7 protein-coding genes are annotated in these 17,773 nt (G+C 61.7%); all 7 read right to left on the bottom strand.

Annotation, left to right across the window (positions count from 1 at the left end):
• Positions 1-37: 37 nt before the first annotated feature.
• The 7 genes from AC3CHX_RS12965 to AC3CHX_RS12995 all read right to left on the bottom strand — a co-directional run bounded on the left by AC3CHX_RS12965 (position 38) and on the right by AC3CHX_RS12995 (position 17,763).
• Complete coding sequence (locus AC3CHX_RS12965; protein WP_488644407.1) at positions 38-4,999, bottom strand: hypothetical protein; 4,962 nt, start codon at positions 4,997-4,999, stop codon at positions 38-40.
• Between the two features lie 109 nt (positions 5,000-5,108).
• Positions 5,109-6,329, bottom strand: a complete 1,221-nt coding sequence (locus AC3CHX_RS12970; RefSeq protein ID WP_488644408.1) for an F-box protein — start codon at positions 6,327-6,329, stop codon at positions 5,109-5,111.
• A 114-nt stretch (positions 6,330-6,443) separates the two neighbouring features.
• Complete coding sequence (locus AC3CHX_RS12975; RefSeq protein WP_488644409.1) at positions 6,444-8,321, bottom strand: hypothetical protein; 1,878 nt, start codon at positions 8,319-8,321, stop codon at positions 6,444-6,446.
• A gap of 195 nt (positions 8,322-8,516) precedes the next feature.
• Positions 8,517-9,386, bottom strand: coding sequence for a hypothetical protein (locus AC3CHX_RS12980; RefSeq protein WP_488644410.1), 870 nt, complete (start codon positions 9,384-9,386; stop codon positions 8,517-8,519).
• Positions 9,387-9,649: 263 nt separating this feature from the next.
• Positions 9,650-14,332 carry an F-box protein gene (locus AC3CHX_RS12985; RefSeq protein WP_488644411.1) on the bottom strand — a complete coding sequence of 1,561 codons (4,683 nt, stop codon included), beginning with the start codon at positions 14,330-14,332 and terminating at the stop codon, positions 9,650-9,652.
• A 300-nt stretch (positions 14,333-14,632) separates the two neighbouring features.
• Positions 14,633-16,132, bottom strand: coding sequence for a hypothetical protein (locus AC3CHX_RS12990; RefSeq protein WP_488644412.1), 1,500 nt, complete (start codon positions 16,130-16,132; stop codon positions 14,633-14,635).
• 122 nt (positions 16,133-16,254) lie between these two features.
• On the bottom strand, positions 16,255-17,763 hold the full coding sequence (locus AC3CHX_RS12995) for an F-box protein (RefSeq protein WP_488644413.1): 1,509 nt from the start codon (positions 17,761-17,763) through the stop codon (positions 16,255-16,257).
• Positions 17,764-17,773 lie beyond the last annotated feature (10 nt).

Below are 17,773 nucleotides of genomic sequence, written 5' to 3' on the forward strand. Positions count from 1 at the left end.
CTATTCAAGTGACGACATCCGAAGACGGCCTCCCGTATTACCGAACCTGGGTACGAGGCTGGCCGCTCTCATCGAGATACTCTGCCACGGCGACCCGCTGACCATGGGTCTGGGTCGGCGCGGAATCACTGGGCACAGGCAAAGTCGAAGTACCGGGAGCATGCGACAGAATTTTCCGCGTATCAAAATAATGCCGCTCCGCAGCCGCATCAGCCGCTTCCTGTGCTGCCCGGCGTCCGATGGCGCGTTGGGCTTCACGCAGTTGTTCTTCACGTTGCCCGGCTCGCTGGCTTTCTTGTGACAGCGCATGCTCTGTCTCCTTGCCTGCGTCTGTGCTTGGGCGGGCGGGCCCGGCCGCCTGACCCGCGTGCATTAGCGCAGTGAGATCACCCGGCAGCGCCCAATCCCGCTTCTGCTGATATTGCAGCCCTTCCAATCGGCGTCGGACCGCTCGCGCTTGCACCGCCAAGCGGCGTTGGTCCACTTGAACTTGTTCCTGATGCTCAATGTGCTGCCGCTTCTGAGCACGCAAGACGGCTCCCTGGGTATGCAATTGGCTGGAAAACCCCGCAACCACCGCGGCCACGGGCGAAGATTTACCGGCTGCCTGCGCGCGTTCCGCCGCCTGCCGATGGCTTTGATGCATGACGCGCGCCTCCTCCAGTTCTGCATCCTGTTTTTGTTTTTCAGCTTCTTGCTGAAGCACCTTAGGCATCACGTTGTCGATATTCGTCACAATTTCGCTTAGCGTGCGCACAGGACTCGCAGCCGTGGGCACAGCAGCCGGCAGTTTTTTTACCATCCTGCCCAGTTCCCGCTGCGGCGGGATCAACCCATGCTCAGCCAATAGACGTAGCGCCGGCGTATCCTGTTGACCGGCAGACAGATTTTCCATGCCGCGCTTGATCTGCTTATAGAAATTCGCTGAATGTCGCATCTTCATCTGCGGGTGATGCTGATCCGATTGCGCCAGACTCAAGCGGGATGTGACTTGCTCCTCACCGTTCTCCGGCATGCTGTTCGCAAGCGTGCTCACGAAGGGCCGCGCCACCCCCGATTGCCAGTGCGACGCCACTGCCGCGCTGATCGGCAAGTGGCGTTCTCTCTTACTTTCAGGCAACAACAGCGACTGCGTTTCCTCAGACGTCAAGTGACCGCTGGCGTGCAGCGCATTGACCAGTTCGAGATACGCTTTAAGCGGTGCCGCAGCGGCGCGTGGATAGGGATTCATCAGCGCGGCAAGCCATACACCGATATGCGCGCCGTCGCGCTGCCGGTCCGTCACTGCGGCGGCGGCTTCAGCGGGGTTCGTGGAGCCATACACCGCCAGACCTTGTATGGCTTGCAAGGCAGTGCCGGGCAGAGCGAATTGTTCCGGCCGGAATGTTTCCCGCTGCAATTGAAGCGATGCCGGTTGCGCGCTGTTCGAACGTCGAAACCGCTCCGCTTCCGGCTGATCCCGTAGCATCTCGTACTCCATCAACGATTGTTTGAGGATCTTGTCTTGCCATTCCTTGAGCAAAGCGATGCTCGATTCACCGCCAGGACCAAGCTTGTCAGCCGCACTGTAAGTGCGCCTATATACACGACGCCGTACAGATCCCGGCAAATTCTCGATTTGCTGTATCAGCGCCTTGAGAGGCCTGACACGCTGTTCCTCATTGGGAAGCCAGGTAATTTTTCGGAAGATGGCGGCGAATCTATCCAGGATTTCCTTTTTATGCAACCAGCGGAGTTGCCCTGCAAGTGTTTCGAGATGCGCGCCACGGTATTGTGGATCAAGCGCGCCCGCAGCGCCGAGGAGACGATCAAATGCATGCCATCGCTGCTCTGGTGTCAGGTGTTCGATTTGCTCGGTGAGTGCAGCGGGGTGTCCCGCAGGAAGATTCCCGGTCAGCTCGAACAGGACGTTGAATTGAATCAACCGCTCATCTGTTGTCAGATGCCGGATTTGCTCGGCGAGTGCTGTGAGCCGCGCCTCATTGCGCATGCCGGGTGCGCCGGAGAGGAGCTCAAATGCCACGCACCGCTGGTTTTGCGGCAGGTGCTTGATTTGGCGGGTGAGTGCAATGAGACGCACGTCACGCTGTTCCGGAGCAAGCGCACCAGCCGCGTCGACGACACGTTTGAATTCAGGCAAGCGCTGGTGTTCCGGAAAATGCCAGAGTTCTGCCATATCGTCATCGACGGGACTGCCGCCTTGCAATTTGAGGGAAAAGCTTTCCCATTCCCCCTGCGCGTTTTGACGCACGGGGACGCGCCACCCCTGCGGCCAATCAGGTTTATAGATGCGCAAGGTCGGATCGTGCGGCGCACGGTCGACCAGGTAATACTCTCCGTCCATCTGGATGTAATCTGCTCCATCTGAGGAGCGAATCCCAGCGCTGTCCGGTTCGGACAACGGCTGCTCAGGCCTGACCGCATAGTCCTTCAGAATCGTTTGTCGTTCCTGGAAGTCATGGGGCGGCACATAGCGGAACGCATCCGGATCGGCTGCCTCTTCCGGCTGGTCCAACTCCAGCACCCCCTCGTCTTTACGCCCGGCGGAAAACAAGACGTGCTCGGGCAAGTTGTTGCCGTCGCGGCCGACGACTTGCCAGCGGAGTGTCCCGTCCGGCATCGCAACCGGTTGCGTCAGTACATCGAGTTTGATCGTGCCTGCATCGGCTGTCTCGCATTGCACGCGCACCTTCCGGTAGTTCTGACGCAAATGGGGTACGTAGGCATAGGGTACGCCGTCCTCGGATGTGAACTCGTGCGTTCTGGCCGCCCATTCAGGGTTCCGGTAGTGCAGCTGAAATTCCGGCTCCGCCGCCGGCGTATCCGGTTTCGGCGACCAGGCTGTCCACTGATCGGCTGCCGGCACTGGCCTGTCAGACTCCAGTACACCATCGTTCTTGCGGCCCTGGAAAAGCGAGACGTACCCGGATAATTGCTTGCCATCTTTGCCGATGACCTGGAATCGGCTTGTCCCATCCGGCCTGGCAACTGCATCTGTCAGTACCGGGAACTCGACCGTGTGCGCATCGGCCGTCGCGAACCGCACGGTCACCTTTCGGTAGTAGCGGCCAGGATCCCTTAGGTAGGCATAGGGTATGCCCTCATGGCTGAATTCAGGCAAGCCCTTCACCCATGCCGCGTTCTGGTAGTGGAACTGAAATTCAGGGTCCGCTGACGGCGTATCCGGTTGCGGCGACCAGCTTGCCCAGCGGCTGACTTCTGACGCTGGCTGGTCCAATTTCAGCACACCCTCTGCTTTGCTGTCTTCGGAAAACGAGATGTGCTCGGGCAATTGCTTTCCATCCTTACCGACGACTTGCCAGCGGGTCGTTCCGTCCGGCATTGAAACCGGTTCCGTCAATACCTCGAGTGTGAGCGTGCCCGCATCGGCTGTCTCGGCGTTCACGCGCACCTTCCGGTAGTAGCGGCCAAGACGCTGTTCGTGGGCGTAGGGTACGCCGCCAAGCGTGAATTCGCGCGCGCCCGTCACCCAGGCAGCGTCCCGGTAGTGGAATTGAAATTCCGGAGCCGCTGCCGGCGTATCCGGTTTCGGCGACCATCCTGCCTCCTGGTGCACGGATGTTTCCGCGGGATCCTGAGACGGGACATGCTCTTGCCACTCGCCGATTCTACGGTTGTAGTGAACCAATATGCCGGTTTGCTTTGGATCGCCCTCCGGCTGGTAGATTTTCCACTGGTGCCGTTGCCCGGTGCGCTGAATCGGATACTGTGCGCCCTCCATCTCGACATAGCGGATTCCATCGATAGTGCGCATACCTCTGCGGTCCGGTTGCGGCAAGGGTCCGCGCAGTTCCACCTGATAGGAACCAAGCGGAGGTCGCTCGGCCGCAAGCGGCGGCCTGCCGGGATTCACCACCACCGGCTTGTCCAGACCGCGCTCCAGGCCGCGCAGATTGAGGTTCTGGATCATGCCCATCATGCTCTCGGGTGTTATCGGATCGCCATCAATTGCCATTCCAGCTGCCTGCAAACCTGTTCCAGCAAGATTCCCTGCCATGGCTGGAGGGTATAGGATATCCAAAGCGGTATCCGGCACTGAACCCGCGACACGGATTATATTTTCCTCTTTGGACGATAGCGGCCGCCCGTGTAGGACTTGTGTGATCAGATTGCCTATGACTAGCCAATATTCGGTAACCGGATTCTGCAATGCCTGGCCGGTTCTTTTGAATAGCTTGCCGCCAGGCGGCTCGGACAAATGATCCACAATGCGCTGGCCATAGCGCTCCAAAGGCCTGTCAAACGCATCAGTGACGATGTATCGGGTCCCCTTGTTGTCCGGTCCTCGTTCCGCCTTGCCGTGATCCAGTACTGCGGCCACGGCATGACGGATTTTCCGCTCCTCGTCGGGCGACATAGGCCGTCCATGTTGGGCCTGGCTCACTTGATTGCCGACGGCCAGAAAAAAATCGATGTCCTGATTCTGTAATCCGGGATTGTCCGCGCGCTTGGTCACCCCTTGAGCGGGAATCAACGCCGCCGTGCCGTTGAGCGAGAGCGAGGACGCGTCGTTCGGCAGAAGACTGTTCGGATCGGGCTGGATCGGCAAGACCCTTGCGTTATCCTCGCTGCCGGCCGGAGCGGATGGGGGCGAAGTCGGGGCGGTGGGCTGCGCCCGTTCCTCGTCGGCGCTGGTGCCGTCCGGGGCCGAGCGGATTTGCCTGGTTGGGGTTGACGCTTGCCGGACATGCTGGACAGTCCGCGTCATGTCCGCCCACAGCTGGAACGCTGTGGCGGGCAACCGCATCGGCAACGCTGCGGGGTCGGGCGCGCGCCATTGGCGCTCCCGTTCCTCCTCGAACGCATGCACCTGCGCCACCGTGACCGGTGGGACCGGCTCTTCCTGCTCGGGTTCCACCTCCTCGAACTCGTCCGCCCGACGTGCGCGCTGCTCCTCGTTTGCGGAAGTGGGCTGCGGCCATGCATCCCACCAGGCTTTTGACGGCCGGCTATTTAAGGTTGAATTGCCTATTCCCATCCTGTTCTCCTGTGAAAATTGTCGATGCCGGTCCAGGCGTAAACCGGCGAGGGCTTCGTCAGCTGGCCGCCTCCGCGCTGGCGCGAGGGTCCTGCTAGCTGCGCGCCGGTCAAGTCGGCGGCGCAGAGTCCGGCGTCAGCCTGCCTCCATAGCGCCGGTCAAGGTACTGACTCAGGCGTTCACCGTTTTGCCCGGCCAGATACCATCGCGTCGTGCCGCCCGCGTCAACCGGCTCCAGCAGTACATTGCGATTGCCGGCCTGGCCGAACTGCACCGTGCCTGTCCAATATTGCGGCTGCGCGTCAACTACAATTCCGCAGGACACCACGCGTCCGAAGGTGACGGACGTTCCCTCGGGATCCGGGACGATTGCCAATTGGTCGATCCAGCCGGAATCCGTGTAATGCTGGCGCACATCCGGCGCCATTCTCAGTAGTGTTTCAGTGTTTCGAACGAGCTGGCGTGCAACTTCCCGACCGCGTATCGGCAGGGCGGGAATCCGACCGGTCAGTACCACCAGCAGACGCTCCTGCAGCGACACTCTCAAGTCCCGGATAACCTCCATGCCCGCGCGCGGCGCGCCAAGCAACGCTTGAAACTCCGTCAACCGCTTGGCGCGCTGTGCTTGTGCGAGAAGTCGGCTTGCCTGACGCTCCTTAGCGAGCGCTCCGTGCAAGTGGCGGTTTACCTGGCTTAAGCAGCCGATGTCCTGGTTCGGCAAATGGTTGGCGATCATGCTGACCAGCTCGCGGGGAAGTTTGCCCAACGACGGCGGCTCAATCGGACTGCAGCCCCTTGAGCCGACGGCGTCGTGAATCTTCCATTTTCCGTGGCTGGCGTCGTAGCGGACGGGGATGGCGCCGGCGGCCGGATTGCGTTCCTTATAGACCCGCCAGGTCTGCGCGTCCTTGTCATGACGTACCGGGTAATACCGGCCGTCGACCTGAATGTAGTCGCGCCGCTTGCGGCGGATGATGCCGCTTTCATCCGGGGCCGGCACCCGGCCTTTGACGCGGACGCGATAGTCACCCAGCGTCTCGAAGCCGTCGGGCGGCCGCACCCATTGCGGCCCGTCAACATGTCGCTCCGGGACTGGCGCATGCCGGACAGCAGCCTGGCCGACATGCGTTAACTGGTGGAACGCTGCGGGGTCGGGTGTGCGCCGCTCTTCAATCAACTCATGGATCTCGGCCACGATGGCGGAAAGGGCAAGGTCATTCTGCCCTGCTTCATTCGCCGCAGAAGCGCAAGGCTCCGCTGCCGCAGACCTGTGATGAGCGTTCAGCCAAGTACCTGACGGCGCACCCAAAGTCGAATATCCCACTCTCATGCAACTCTCCTGTGCAAGTTGTCGATGCCGGTTCGGACCTGCGCCGGCGGGGCTTCGTCAGCCGGCAGCGTGCGCGCCGGCGCGATGCCTGGCCCGGTCCTGCCGGCTGTGCGCTCACCGATTGCGCCGCAGATTGTCCGGTGTCAGCGTGCCCGAATAGCGCCGGTCGAGGTACTGACTCAGGCGTTCACCGTTTTGCCCAACCAGATACCATCTCGTCGCGCCGCCCATGTCAATCCGCTCCAGCAGTACATTGCGCTTGCCAACGTCACACTGCACCGAGCCTGTCCAATATTGCCGCGCCTCTTTCATTCCGTTGGGCCATGTTTGTTTTATGTATTGCCGCAGCTCTTTTTCTAGCGTTTCGTCGAGCAATCCGTCTTTTAAGTGTTCCCGCAGCGCTGGAGTTATTTTGGGCCGCAGGTTCCCGATGTCGACTGGCAGGCTGTAGCAACAGGCTCGTGCCAGCCGGTTTATCCAGCCGGAATCCCTGTAATGTTCGCGGACATCCGGCGCCATTTCCAGCAGTGTTTCAGCCCTCCAAACACCCTGGCGTGCAGCCTTCCTGTGGCGCTTCGGCATGGCTGGTATCAGATCCCACAGGCCTGCGAGCAGTTCACCGGCCAGCATGGAGTCGTCTCCCGGAAGCTCGTTGATCGTCGTCAGGGCTTGCTGGAACATAGCGTGCTGTGGCGTATCTGTTTTGAACCGGTCGATTCGCTCGACAAGCTGCCAAAGCACCTGTCGCCGTTCAGACGCCGCCAGATAGGGGATTGCATACGTCAGCGTGTTGAGTAGCGTGCAACGGTTTTGCAGAGCAAGCTGGTAGGCTGCCGACAGGATGCTGTTGTATGCGCTTAGCCGGTCAGATACCGATAGAGCGGGAATTTGTCGTACCAGCATCTTAAACGGTGCAACACGGATCTGTCTGTCCGTCAATCCGGTCGTCTCCGTCAACACCAGATTGAACATAGCGCGCCTCTGGATACCGGTCAGTTCTGCGGAGAGCTGTCGTCCGATTGCCACCAGCAGCGCGACCCGGTATTGCTCCTCCAGTGCGGCAGTCGCCGCAAGGACCCGATTCAGCATATCCCACTGCTGCTCGGCTCGCAGATAGCAGATTGCGTTGGCCACTGCGATCAGCGGCTCTGTACGGTATTGCGTGGGCAAGATATTGGTCGCAGCAAGAATCCTGTCGAGATCAGTCCATGCCTCATCTCCTTGTCGCATACTGCCGATTACCCCTGCGAGCGTGGCGAGCGGCGCGGCCCGGAACGCCATCGGAAACTCCGCAGTGCTTACGGCGTCATAAATGCGGTTGAATGACCTCAAGCTGGACTTTGCACGCAGATGCCCGATTTGCCATGCGAGCGCGGCTAGCGGTTCGGACCGAAGCTCCATCGGAAACGCCGCAACGGTCACGACGTCATGGATGCGATCGAATAATCTCAAGCGGTCGCCTGCATCCACCTCCCCGATTTGCCTTGCGAGTTCGGCGAACAGTTCGGCCCGGCGCGCCATCGGAAACCCCCAGTCAGTCACGACGCGACGGATGTGCTCAAATGCAACGGGTCGGTCGATGGCCGGCAACTCGCCAATCTGCCTGATCAGAGCCATCAGCGGAGCGATCCGCAGAGGCATCGTTAATTCCCGGATAACGCCCGCCTTCGGTTCGCCCGGCAACATTTCCCGGATAACCTGGGTAATCCCTCTGCCCTGCCTGGGTTCGCCTAGCAACGCTTGAAACTCCTTCAACTCCGTGACGAATTCTGCTTCTGCGACAATCCCGTCTGCTAGATGCTTCTGCGTGCGCTCTTCGTGCAAGCCGCGGTTTACCTGACTTAATAAACGTACGATGTCCGGCTCCAGGCGGGCGCGCTGCTGTTCACTCCCTGAAGTGTATAGAGGAGCGCGCTGCTGCTCGCTCTCTGAAGTGCGTCGAGAAGCGTACGACTGTTCGGCCCGCCATGCTCGTGGCCACAAACCACCCAAGGTTGAAAATCCTACTCCCATCGCGCTCTCCTGGTAAATTGCCAACGTCGTAAAAAAAATCCACCCGTGAGCCGCATCGCTTTAAGCGATAAGCGCCGGGCCGGGAACACGAAGCGCCGCCGTAGACCGGTTCCATGCGCAATGCCCTCCCTGCCTCGAACTGAGCACTGCTCCCGACTGGAACGTCACTGCGGTTCACGGGCCGCTCCGCAGGTTCAAGTTCTTGACCGCCCGACTAATTTGCAACTCCGCAATCAACTGGTCACTGTGCGCCCCTGCCGAGGATAGCCAGCAGACCTGGTTTGCCAGTTCGTTGAGCAGCGCGACGCATGATTCCCCGGCAAGCTGCCGGTCCCTGCCGAGCTGTTCAATCCCAGCGAGAATGCGCATGAATACGTCCGACCGCAGCCACTTCGGCAAACTCCCGATTTGCCGTGTCAGCGCCTTGAGCTGCACGACACGCTGCGCCTCATCGGCAAGCCCGGTAATTTTGCCGAGAATGCTGCCAAATCTCTTCAACTGCTTTTCTGGCAGGTGCGCGATGTGCGTTGCGAGCGTCACGCACTGCGCGGCACGCTGTTCCTCAGCAGGAAGCAGACCGATTTCGCGCAAAATGCCGTCGAATCTGTCCAGGCGTTCCTTTTCATGCAGCCAGCGGATTTGTCCTGCAAGCGTCTCAAGATGCGCGCCCCGGCGTTGCGGATCAAGCCCGGCCGCAGCGCCGAGGAGGCGGTCGAAAGCATCCCAGCGCTGGTCTGGCGTCAGGTGCCGGATTTGCTGCGCGAGTGCGACCGGGTGTCCCGCGGGAAGCTTCCTGCTCATCTCGAACAGAACATTGAATTTAACCAACCGGTCGTCTGTTTTCAGATGCTGGATTTGTTCGACTAGTGCCGTGAACCGCGCCTCATCCAGCGCGCCGGGCGCGCCGGCAAGAAGCTCGAATGCCATCGCCCGCTGATTTTCCCGCAGATATTCGATGTGGTAGGCGAGTCCAATGAGCTGCGCATGACGCTGTTCCGGAGCGAGCACGTCGGCTGCGTCGATGAGGCGTTTGAACTCAGGCAAATGCCGGATTCCCTGTATATCGTGGCTGACGGGACTGCCGCCTTGCAAAGCGACTGTGTCCGGAGACGCAGTGGAAGGAATATGACGCATTGCGCTAGTGCTTGGGGGTAAATACATATTGGCCTCTCTTGTCAAAAATACGTATAAATCAGAACGTCGCCGCGAACAGGATGCGGTCCTGCAATCCAGTCAGGTCTCTGTTTACCTCATGCATCCGGCGCGAAACTTCAGCCGCCTTGTCAGCCGCCGTACAGACCCGCAACTTACCCGGCAGGATCGGCGGCGAGACTGGTCTGAATCCTGTCGAATGCATCTCGTCGCTCTAGTGGCGGCAACGACGGGATATTGCCTGCCAGTACATTCAGAGATGCGGCGCGGTGTTGCGGAGGAAGCCTCATGATCGCGTTAAAAAGACCGTTAAACGCGTCCAGGCGATCTGTCATTGAGGGTATCGATTCGATATGCCTCGCAAGTGCCGCGTGTGCTGTGGCACGAGCTTGCACGGGAAGCGTCTCAGCCTGGCTGAAAACGCTGCGCCATGCGCGTCCACGATCTGCCGGCGGCTCGATGCAACGGATGCGCGTTGCCAACATCCGCAGCAGCTCGGCGCGGTTTTGCGGGACAGCCATAACCGATGAGCGGGTGAGGCTGACAAACAAATCCAATCGGCGGACCGGCAGTAATTCGAAATGCCCTACGAGTGCTGTGAGCGGCGCGGCACGGTAGCACAGGGGAAGCACGACAATCTCGCGGCGGATGCGATTGAACTCAGCCAGTCGCTGGTTTTCCGGTAAATCGTGGATTTGCGCCGTCAGTACCGCAAGCGGTGCGGCACGGTGTTCCGCGGGAAGCCCGATCGTCGCACGGAAAACCTGGTCGAATGCACTCGGCTGCCGCTCTTCCGGCAGTCGGTCAATGCGCCCTGCAAGTTGTTCGAGTTGTCCGGCATGCCGCTCCGCATCGAGCGTGGCAGCCGCACGCATGAGGCCGCGGAATACAGCCGGCAGCAACTCTTCCGGCAACTCGTCAATGAGCCCTGCAAGCTGCGTGAGTTGGCCGGCATGCCGCTCCGCATCAAGCGTGGCAGCCACGCGAACGATGCCGTCGAATGCTGCCAGTTGCCGCTCCATCGGCAGGTTGAAAATTTGGTCTGTCAGCGCCGCAAGCGGTGCATCAAGGTGTTCCACAGGAAGCGCGCCGGTCTGCTCCAGGACACGGTCGAATGCGGACGGCCGGTCGATTTCGTCCAAAGCGTCGATTTGCCCTGCGAGTGCCGCATACGGTGCTGCACCGGGTTCCATCGGAAGTGTGCCAATCTCGTCGAAGATACGGTCAAATGCGCTGAGCCGCCGGGGTCGCGGCAAATGCCGGACTTGCGCGGTGAGTGCCGTGAGCGGTCCGGCACGGTGGCGGCTGTCCAGCACTAAAGTCGCGCGGATGAGAACGTCGAATGCAGCCGACCGCGCCTGAATATCCCCCAACTGCCCGATCTGACCGGCAAGGGCGGCAAGCGGCACCCCGCGGTGTGGCGGATCAAGTCTTGTGGTTGCGTTGAAGATGCGCTCATATTCAAGCTGCCGCCGGTCTGCCGGCAGGTGCCGGATCTGGTCTGCGAGTGCTGCGAGCGGCAACTCGCGATATTGCAGAGGAAGCGCGGCGATCGCGTCGTGAATCAGGTCAAAGGCCGCCAATCGCTCCACTTCCGGCAGTACGGTCATCCCACCCGGCAGTCCGCCAATCCGGCCGATCAGCGCCGTCAGCGGACCGTCCTGCAGCGACGCTCTCAAGCCCCGGATAACCGCTATGCCTTCGCCGGGCCTGCCGAGCAACGCCTGAAACTCCGTCAGCCGCCTGACGCCCAGTGCTGCTGCGACAAGCCGAATTCTTTGATTTTCCTGCGTGAGCACATCGTGCCAGCGGGGGTGCGCTTGTCGTATGCGTGCGATATCCACGTCCGGCAAATAGCCGGCGATCCTGGCGATCATTTCATCGGGGAGGTCTTCGAACGACACCTGCTCAACCGGACTACCGCCTCGCAAGCCGCCATCGCTATGCATCTTCCATTCGCCCTGACTTGCATCGTAGCGGACCGGGATCGAATGGCCGATCACGTTGCTTGTCCTATGGATGCGCCAAGTCTGCCAGTCCTCGTTATAGCGCACTGCGTAATACGCACCGTCCACATGAATGAAGTGAACGTCGTGAACGTAGTCGCTCTGCGCGAAGTGGATGATGCCTTGCGCATCCGGTGGCGGCAGCGCGCCTTTGAAGCGGACGCGGTAGCCGCCCAACTCTTCGACGCCACTCAATGTTGGCACCCACTGCGGCCCGTAAGGCAGGCCGCTGCGCGGATCGACCAGCGCGAAACGGACATCATCGCCGCTGTCGTCGAGGCGCGCCACCGGGATGTGTTTGGCTGTTCCGATATCGATGACTTCAAGCTCCCGTCCGCCGATCTGCGCGAATTGGCGGCCATCGCGGTGAGTCAGCGCACGACTGTGCATCTGCCAGACGCCTGCCTGGGCGTCGAAATGGAACGGTTGCCGTTTCAGCGACGTGTGGATGCGTTCGGCCAGCGCCTTCATATCGGGCCAGCCGCGCAATGTCGACATGAAGGCGCGGCGGGACGCCGCCGGCAGTTTCACAAGCAACTCAAACCCCGGGTCGAGCCACTGCACCGTGGCCCGCGCCAATGCCTTGCCGCCGCGCGTCCCATACCTTGCCAGCGGGGCCGCCATCTGCGCTGACACCGCGTGCAGCGTCTGGCGCGACGCCCCGTTCGCGGCCAGCTGCCTGAGCCCGGCAGCACCCAGATTGATGCTCAGCTTGCCGACGCCGGCGCCGACACTGATTCCCGCTCTGAGCAATGGAATCAGAGCTACGACATCGAATGCGCACGATACTAGCCTCACCGATGTATGGCTTTTCCTGGTCTCGGTCACACAGTTGTAGAAGGGGATCAGCGATAGCAGCATGCCCTTAATTGCATCTCTGCTCAGCTGCTTTTCGGTGGACTTGTATGCTTGTTCGCGCAACGCTTCGACGGGTTGGACGAAGTGTTGCGCCACTACCGAGGTGGCCGGGCCTGGCTCTCCGGCGGAGCGGAAATTCCATATCCGGTGCCGGACGTTCTTCATATCTCCTGCGTTCGTAAACAGGTCATCGGCGTAAGGCAGCAAGGCTTGGTCGAGAGCACGGAGACCGGCATCGTCGAGATCGCGCGGGAGGTCATCGGCGATCAGCCGAATCGGCTGGGTGTCGTTGCGCGCTGCCGAGACCAAATAGTGGCGCATCTCATTGTCGTAGCTGACGGCGACGATCGCCGTCAGTTCCCGCATCCGGAGCGGCCATTGCGACAGGCTTTCCATACCCTTCAGATCGAGACTCACGTCCGGCACCAGAATCTGCGCCTGGCCTTGCTGCCAGCGGATGCGGTCTTGCTCGGGCAAGGCCTGGACCAGATCGTCGAAGAGCGTCTTGAGGGCCCGTTGGTAGTGCGACGTGTATTGCGTAAAGGCTCGGTCGAACTCCTGGTCCAGGTCCTCCGGCACTTCGTATCCGTCGAACCGGCGTCTTCCGTCCAGATAGAGGTTCAGTGCCGTGCCGGGGATAAACCTTTCATTCTTCCTGTTTCTCGCATAGGAGGAAGTGGGATAGGTAGCGTCCGGATCAATGTGATGAAAGCGCAATATCTTTCTGGCCAGCGTGCTCCGTGTCGGCATCGGCGCCTCTAGCGTTTCCAGCATGTCGAGCTTATGTTGCACCGCTGTCCAGCGCGCGCTACGGGCGTCGTTCAGTGCCGTCAGCGCCTGTTCGACACGCTCGCCGGCCTTCGGGTCGTCCGGTGCGAGCGACACGCCGGCGAAGACCAACGCTGTCCTGACCTGCAGCGCCAGCAACCCGGCAGCGGCATCAGGGTGCTCCCGCGCTGTCATGTCGCTGGTCTGGGCCAATGCAACCAGCTCGGTGTAGGTCATCGACCAATGATCGAGCTCCAGCGCAGAGGCCGTCTCGATGCCGATTTGCAGATCGGCCCATTCCAGGCTGCCGTAACGCAGGTCGCCGGGGGTGTCGGCACGCGCGAGCGCGGGTTCGGCGCCGGCCAGCAGCATTGCGCCTGCCCACACCGCAACGTCCTGCGGCAGACCGAACGCTTGCAGGCGCCCTTCCACTTCCTGTTTGATTTGGGTCACTGTGCGTTGCTGCCGCGCGGCCGCCGACCAGGAGTAGCCCGCGATCCGGCCGGGCGTTTGCATGCAGCCGTTGGCCCACTGTGAAACCAGCCTGATCAGCACCTGACGCTGAAAAGCCGGGGCGATCGTTTGGCCGTAGCGATCGCCGTAAAAGCCGAGTTCCCGCATCACATACCGCATCAGTTGCTGCAACGCGCGCGCGTTGAGCCGGTCGGGGCTGGCCGGATCGCCACCAACGAAGCGAGCGGGCGCCAGATTATCGTACAGCGCAATCAGTTCCTGCGGCCCCGGCGCGCATCCGGCGCGCGTTCCTGCCTCCGCATACCCTGCCGCTCTTAAATAATCGGACAAGAGCGAAGGTTCCAGCTGGTCCAGTTGCTGCGCGAGGTACTGCTGTGGGTGGGTCTCGACGGGGTCCTTGGCGGCGCGGTACGCGGGGATCACCGTTGCCGTGCCGTTGAGCGAGAGGGAAGCCGCGTCGTTCTGCTGGAGACTGTTCTGATCGGGCTGGCCCCCGGCGCTGGCGCTGGTGCCGGCCGGGGCCGAGCGGATATGCCGGTTTGGAGCCGGCGCTTGCCGGACCTGCTGAACAGTCTGGGTGAGATGCACCAAGAGCTGGAACGCCGTGGCTTGCCACGGCGTCGGCAAGGTGTCGGGATGAGGCCCGCGCCGCTGCGCGGCCCGTTCTTCCTCGAATGCCATCACCTCCGCTACCGTAACCGGCGGAACCGGTTCTTCCGGCTCAGGCTCCATTCCATCGAAGTCGTCTACCAGACCCGCGCGCTGCCGCCCGCTTCCAGAAGTGTACTGAGACCATACGTCCCACCACGCTCCTGACGACCCGCCATTTAAGGTTGGATTTCCTATTCCCACCGTGCCTCCCTATATAAATAGTCAGATAGATTGCCGCACGCGCTGTCCAGTGCGGTGTCCGCAAACGTGATCACGAAGGGCTGCGCTAGCCCTTGCCTGCCAATGCGACGCCGCTGCCGCGCTGACCGGTAGTGGTTTCTTCCTTTTCAGCCAACAACAGCGACTGCACTTCCTCAGCCGTCAACTATTTTCTAACGCGGCCAGCCTGGCGATCTCCAGATGAACCTGACTGGTTACGCCCGGCCGCTGATTCTCCGGCAACTGAAAGATCTGGTCCGCTAGTGCCGCTAGCGGCGCAGCGCGGTCCGGCGCGGCAAGAATCACGCGGATCCCCGTCAACATGTCGTCGCAGACCGCGCGCCGTTCAGCCTCGGGCAGACGGGAGATCAGAGGTGCAAGCGCGGTGAGCAGCAAGCTCCGTTGCGGCGAGTCGAGCGGGCGCAGCGCCGTCAGGATATGGTCAAACGCGTGCCGCGGCCCAATCTGCGACAGATCAAGGATTCCGGATGTCAGCGCTATGAGCAGCGCATCGCGCTGCGCCGGATCGAGCCGGACGATCGGCGGTAGCAGCTGGCTGAGCATGCTCCGCCACACACTCTCCGGCAGGCGGAACAGGCAAGCTGCCAGCGCACTGAGCAGCAGCGTGCGGTCCGGCGCGGCAAGCACGGCAAGCGGCGCCAGTAACAGCTTGCATGCGTTGTGCGTTGCCGTCTGCGGCAATTGCCAGAAATGAAAGGAAAGCGCTCTGAGCGGCGCGCAACGGTATGGCGCGGCAAGCGTGGCGAGCATCGTCAAAAATTGACCCAGCGCGCTTTCCCGTTCCACCTCCGCCAGACGGAACAGATGCGGCGCAAGCGTTCCGAGCAATACGTCGCGGTCTGGCACGTCCGGCTGCGCGAGCATCGCCAGGGTCAGGTCGAACAGTTGCCGACGTCCGGCCTCGGGCATAACGTAGAGCCGATGCGCAAGATTCGTGAGCAGTACCCGATCGTCCGGTGTATCGAGCCGGTCGATCGCCGCTTGGATTTGCTGGAACGCGTTTTTGCGTGCCGTCTCCGGCAAATAGCTGACCGAATAGACGAGTGCTGTGAGCACTGCAGGACGATCTGACGCATCAAGCTCGGCGCTCGCCGCGAGGAATTGGCCGAGTGCTCTGTGGCGTGCGCTCTCCGGCAAATGACTGATTGGAATGGCAAGGCATCGCAGCGGCGTGCGACGCAATGCCGGATCAAATGCGCGGATCGCCGTCAGGACCCGTTCGAACGCAGGCCGCCGTTGTTCGCCCGGCAGGAAGCGGACGGCGAGCGCCTGTTCCGCTAGCGGCCCCGCACCGTATCGTCGCGGGAGCGCAGCGATGGCGGCGTAGCCAAGGTCGAACGCCGCCTGCCGATCGAGTTCCGGAATGTCGCAAATCCGGCTGATCAGCGTCTCGAGCGGGCGGTCCCGCAGGTTTTCGTTCAATCCCCGGATGCCCGTTATGCGCTCGCGCAACGCCTGCAATTGCTTGACATGCGACGCTGCCCGCATTTGATTTTCTTGCGCCAGCGCATTGCCAAGGTGGCGACTCGCTTGCCGCAGGTGGACGAAGTCCTTATCTTCCAGCCGGCTGGCGATGATCCCTAGCACTTCGGGCGGGATATCCTGAATCGATCGCGCACCGGCCAGCGCACCTCCCCTCACCTCGCCCACCGGAACGGGAGAGACAAGATATTCCTGTCCGGGCTCATCCGCCGGGGAAGCAGGGTACTGCGCCGCCGCAGACGTATGCTGAACGTTCCTGCAGCGGCAGGTTGCCGGCGTCATCACCGAATCGCACCGAGCATCTGCGCCCGCCTGTCGTCCGGCAACCACGCGATTTGCGCGACGAAGCGCCTGAGCGCCTCCGACGGGTCAGACGTCAGCAGAAAGGAAAGCGAAAGTGCAACCGCGTCGAGCGGCGCGCCACGGTCCAGCAGATCAAGCTCGGAGATCGCCGCCAGGGCGGCGTCGAGCGCGCTCCGACGGGCATGCTGCGGCAGTTGAATGATGGCCGTGGCCAGCGTTTCGAGCACAGTGCCACGGTTTTGCCTGGCAAGCCCGGCGACTGCCGACAGGATGCGGTCGTATGCGCTGTGTCGGTCAGGCGCCGACAGATCCGGAATGCGCCAGGCGAGCCTGGCGAGCGGTGCGGCACGGTGCTCCGTCGGAAACGTGGCGGAAGTCACGGCGTCATGGATCAGGTTAAACGCCGTCAATCGGTCGCCTGCATTCAAATCCCTGATTTGCCGTGCGAGCTCGGCGAGCGGTACGGCGCGGCGCTCCATCGGAAACGTGGCGGCAGTCACGGCGTCATGGATCAGGTTGAATGCCGTCAGGCGGTCGCCTGCATTCAGATACTCGATTTGCCGTGCGAGCTCAGCGAGCGGCGCGGCGCGGCGCTCCAGCGGAAACCTGGCGGCAGTAACGGCGTCACGGATCAGGTTGAATGCAGTCAATCGGTCGCCTGCATTCAAATACTCGATTTGCCGTGCGAGTTCGGCGAGCGGTGCGGCGCGGCGCTCCAGCGGAAACGTGGCGGCAGTCACGGCGTCACGGATGAGCTTGAAGGCGGCGAGCCGGTCGCTGTCCGGCAACACCCGAATCCGGTTGCTCAGCGCTACCAGCGGACGGCCCTGCAGAGACATTCTCAAGCCCCGGATAAACGCTATGCCTTCATCAGGCTCGCCAAGCAACGCTTGAAACTCCGTCAGCCACGTGGCGCGCTGCGCTTGTCTGACGAGCCGGCCGGCCTGATCTTCCTGAGTGACCGCTGCGTGCAAGCGGCGGTTTGCCTGTCTTAAGCGTCCGATGTCCTCGCCCGGCAAGTGTTCCGCGATCATGCTGATCAACTCGGGGGGAAGATCGTTCAACGACGGCAGGTTGGCTGCGCCGTTGGCCGGAACCGTGGCCGTGCCGTTCGGCCAGGGACCGGTCAGACCGAGCCCGCCACCTGCGTAATCCGCGCTGCTGGCCTGGACGGAGCGAATCTGCTGGCTTAGGGCTGGCGCTTGCTGGACATGCCGGGCAGTCTGGCTGAGATTCGCCCAGAACTGGAATGCCGTGGCTTGCCATCGCGTCGGCAACGTGTCGGGATGGAGCCTGTGCCTCCTGGCGGCCTGTTGTTCCTCGAATGCGTGCACCTGCGCGACCGGTTCTTCCGGCTCAGATTCCACTCCCTCGAAGTCATCTACCAGACGCGCGCGCTGCTGCTCGATTGCGGAAGTGGACTGAGGCCATGCGTACCACCACGCTCTTGACGACCCGCCATGTAAAGTTGAATTTCCTATTCCCATCGTGTTCTCC

The sequence above is a fragment of the Glaciimonas sp. OK215 genome (assembly GCF_057787885.1).

Bases quoted from the DNA above. Each gene is read 5' to 3' on its own strand.
- AC3CHX_RS12970 (WP_488644408.1), bottom strand. From the start codon at position 6,329: ATGAGAGTGGGATATTCGACTTTGGGTGCGCCGTCAGGTACTTGGCTG.
- AC3CHX_RS12985 (WP_488644411.1), bottom strand. From the start codon at position 14,332: ATGGAGCCTGAGCCGGAAGAACCGGTTCCGCCGGTTACGGTAGCGGAG.
- AC3CHX_RS12995 (WP_488644413.1), bottom strand. From the start codon at position 17,763: ATGGGAATAGGAAATTCAACTTTACATGGCGGGTCGTCAAGAGCGTGG.
- AC3CHX_RS12965 (WP_488644407.1), bottom strand. From the start codon at position 4,999: ATGGGAATAGGCAATTCAACCTTAAATAGCCGGCCGTCAAAAGCCTGG.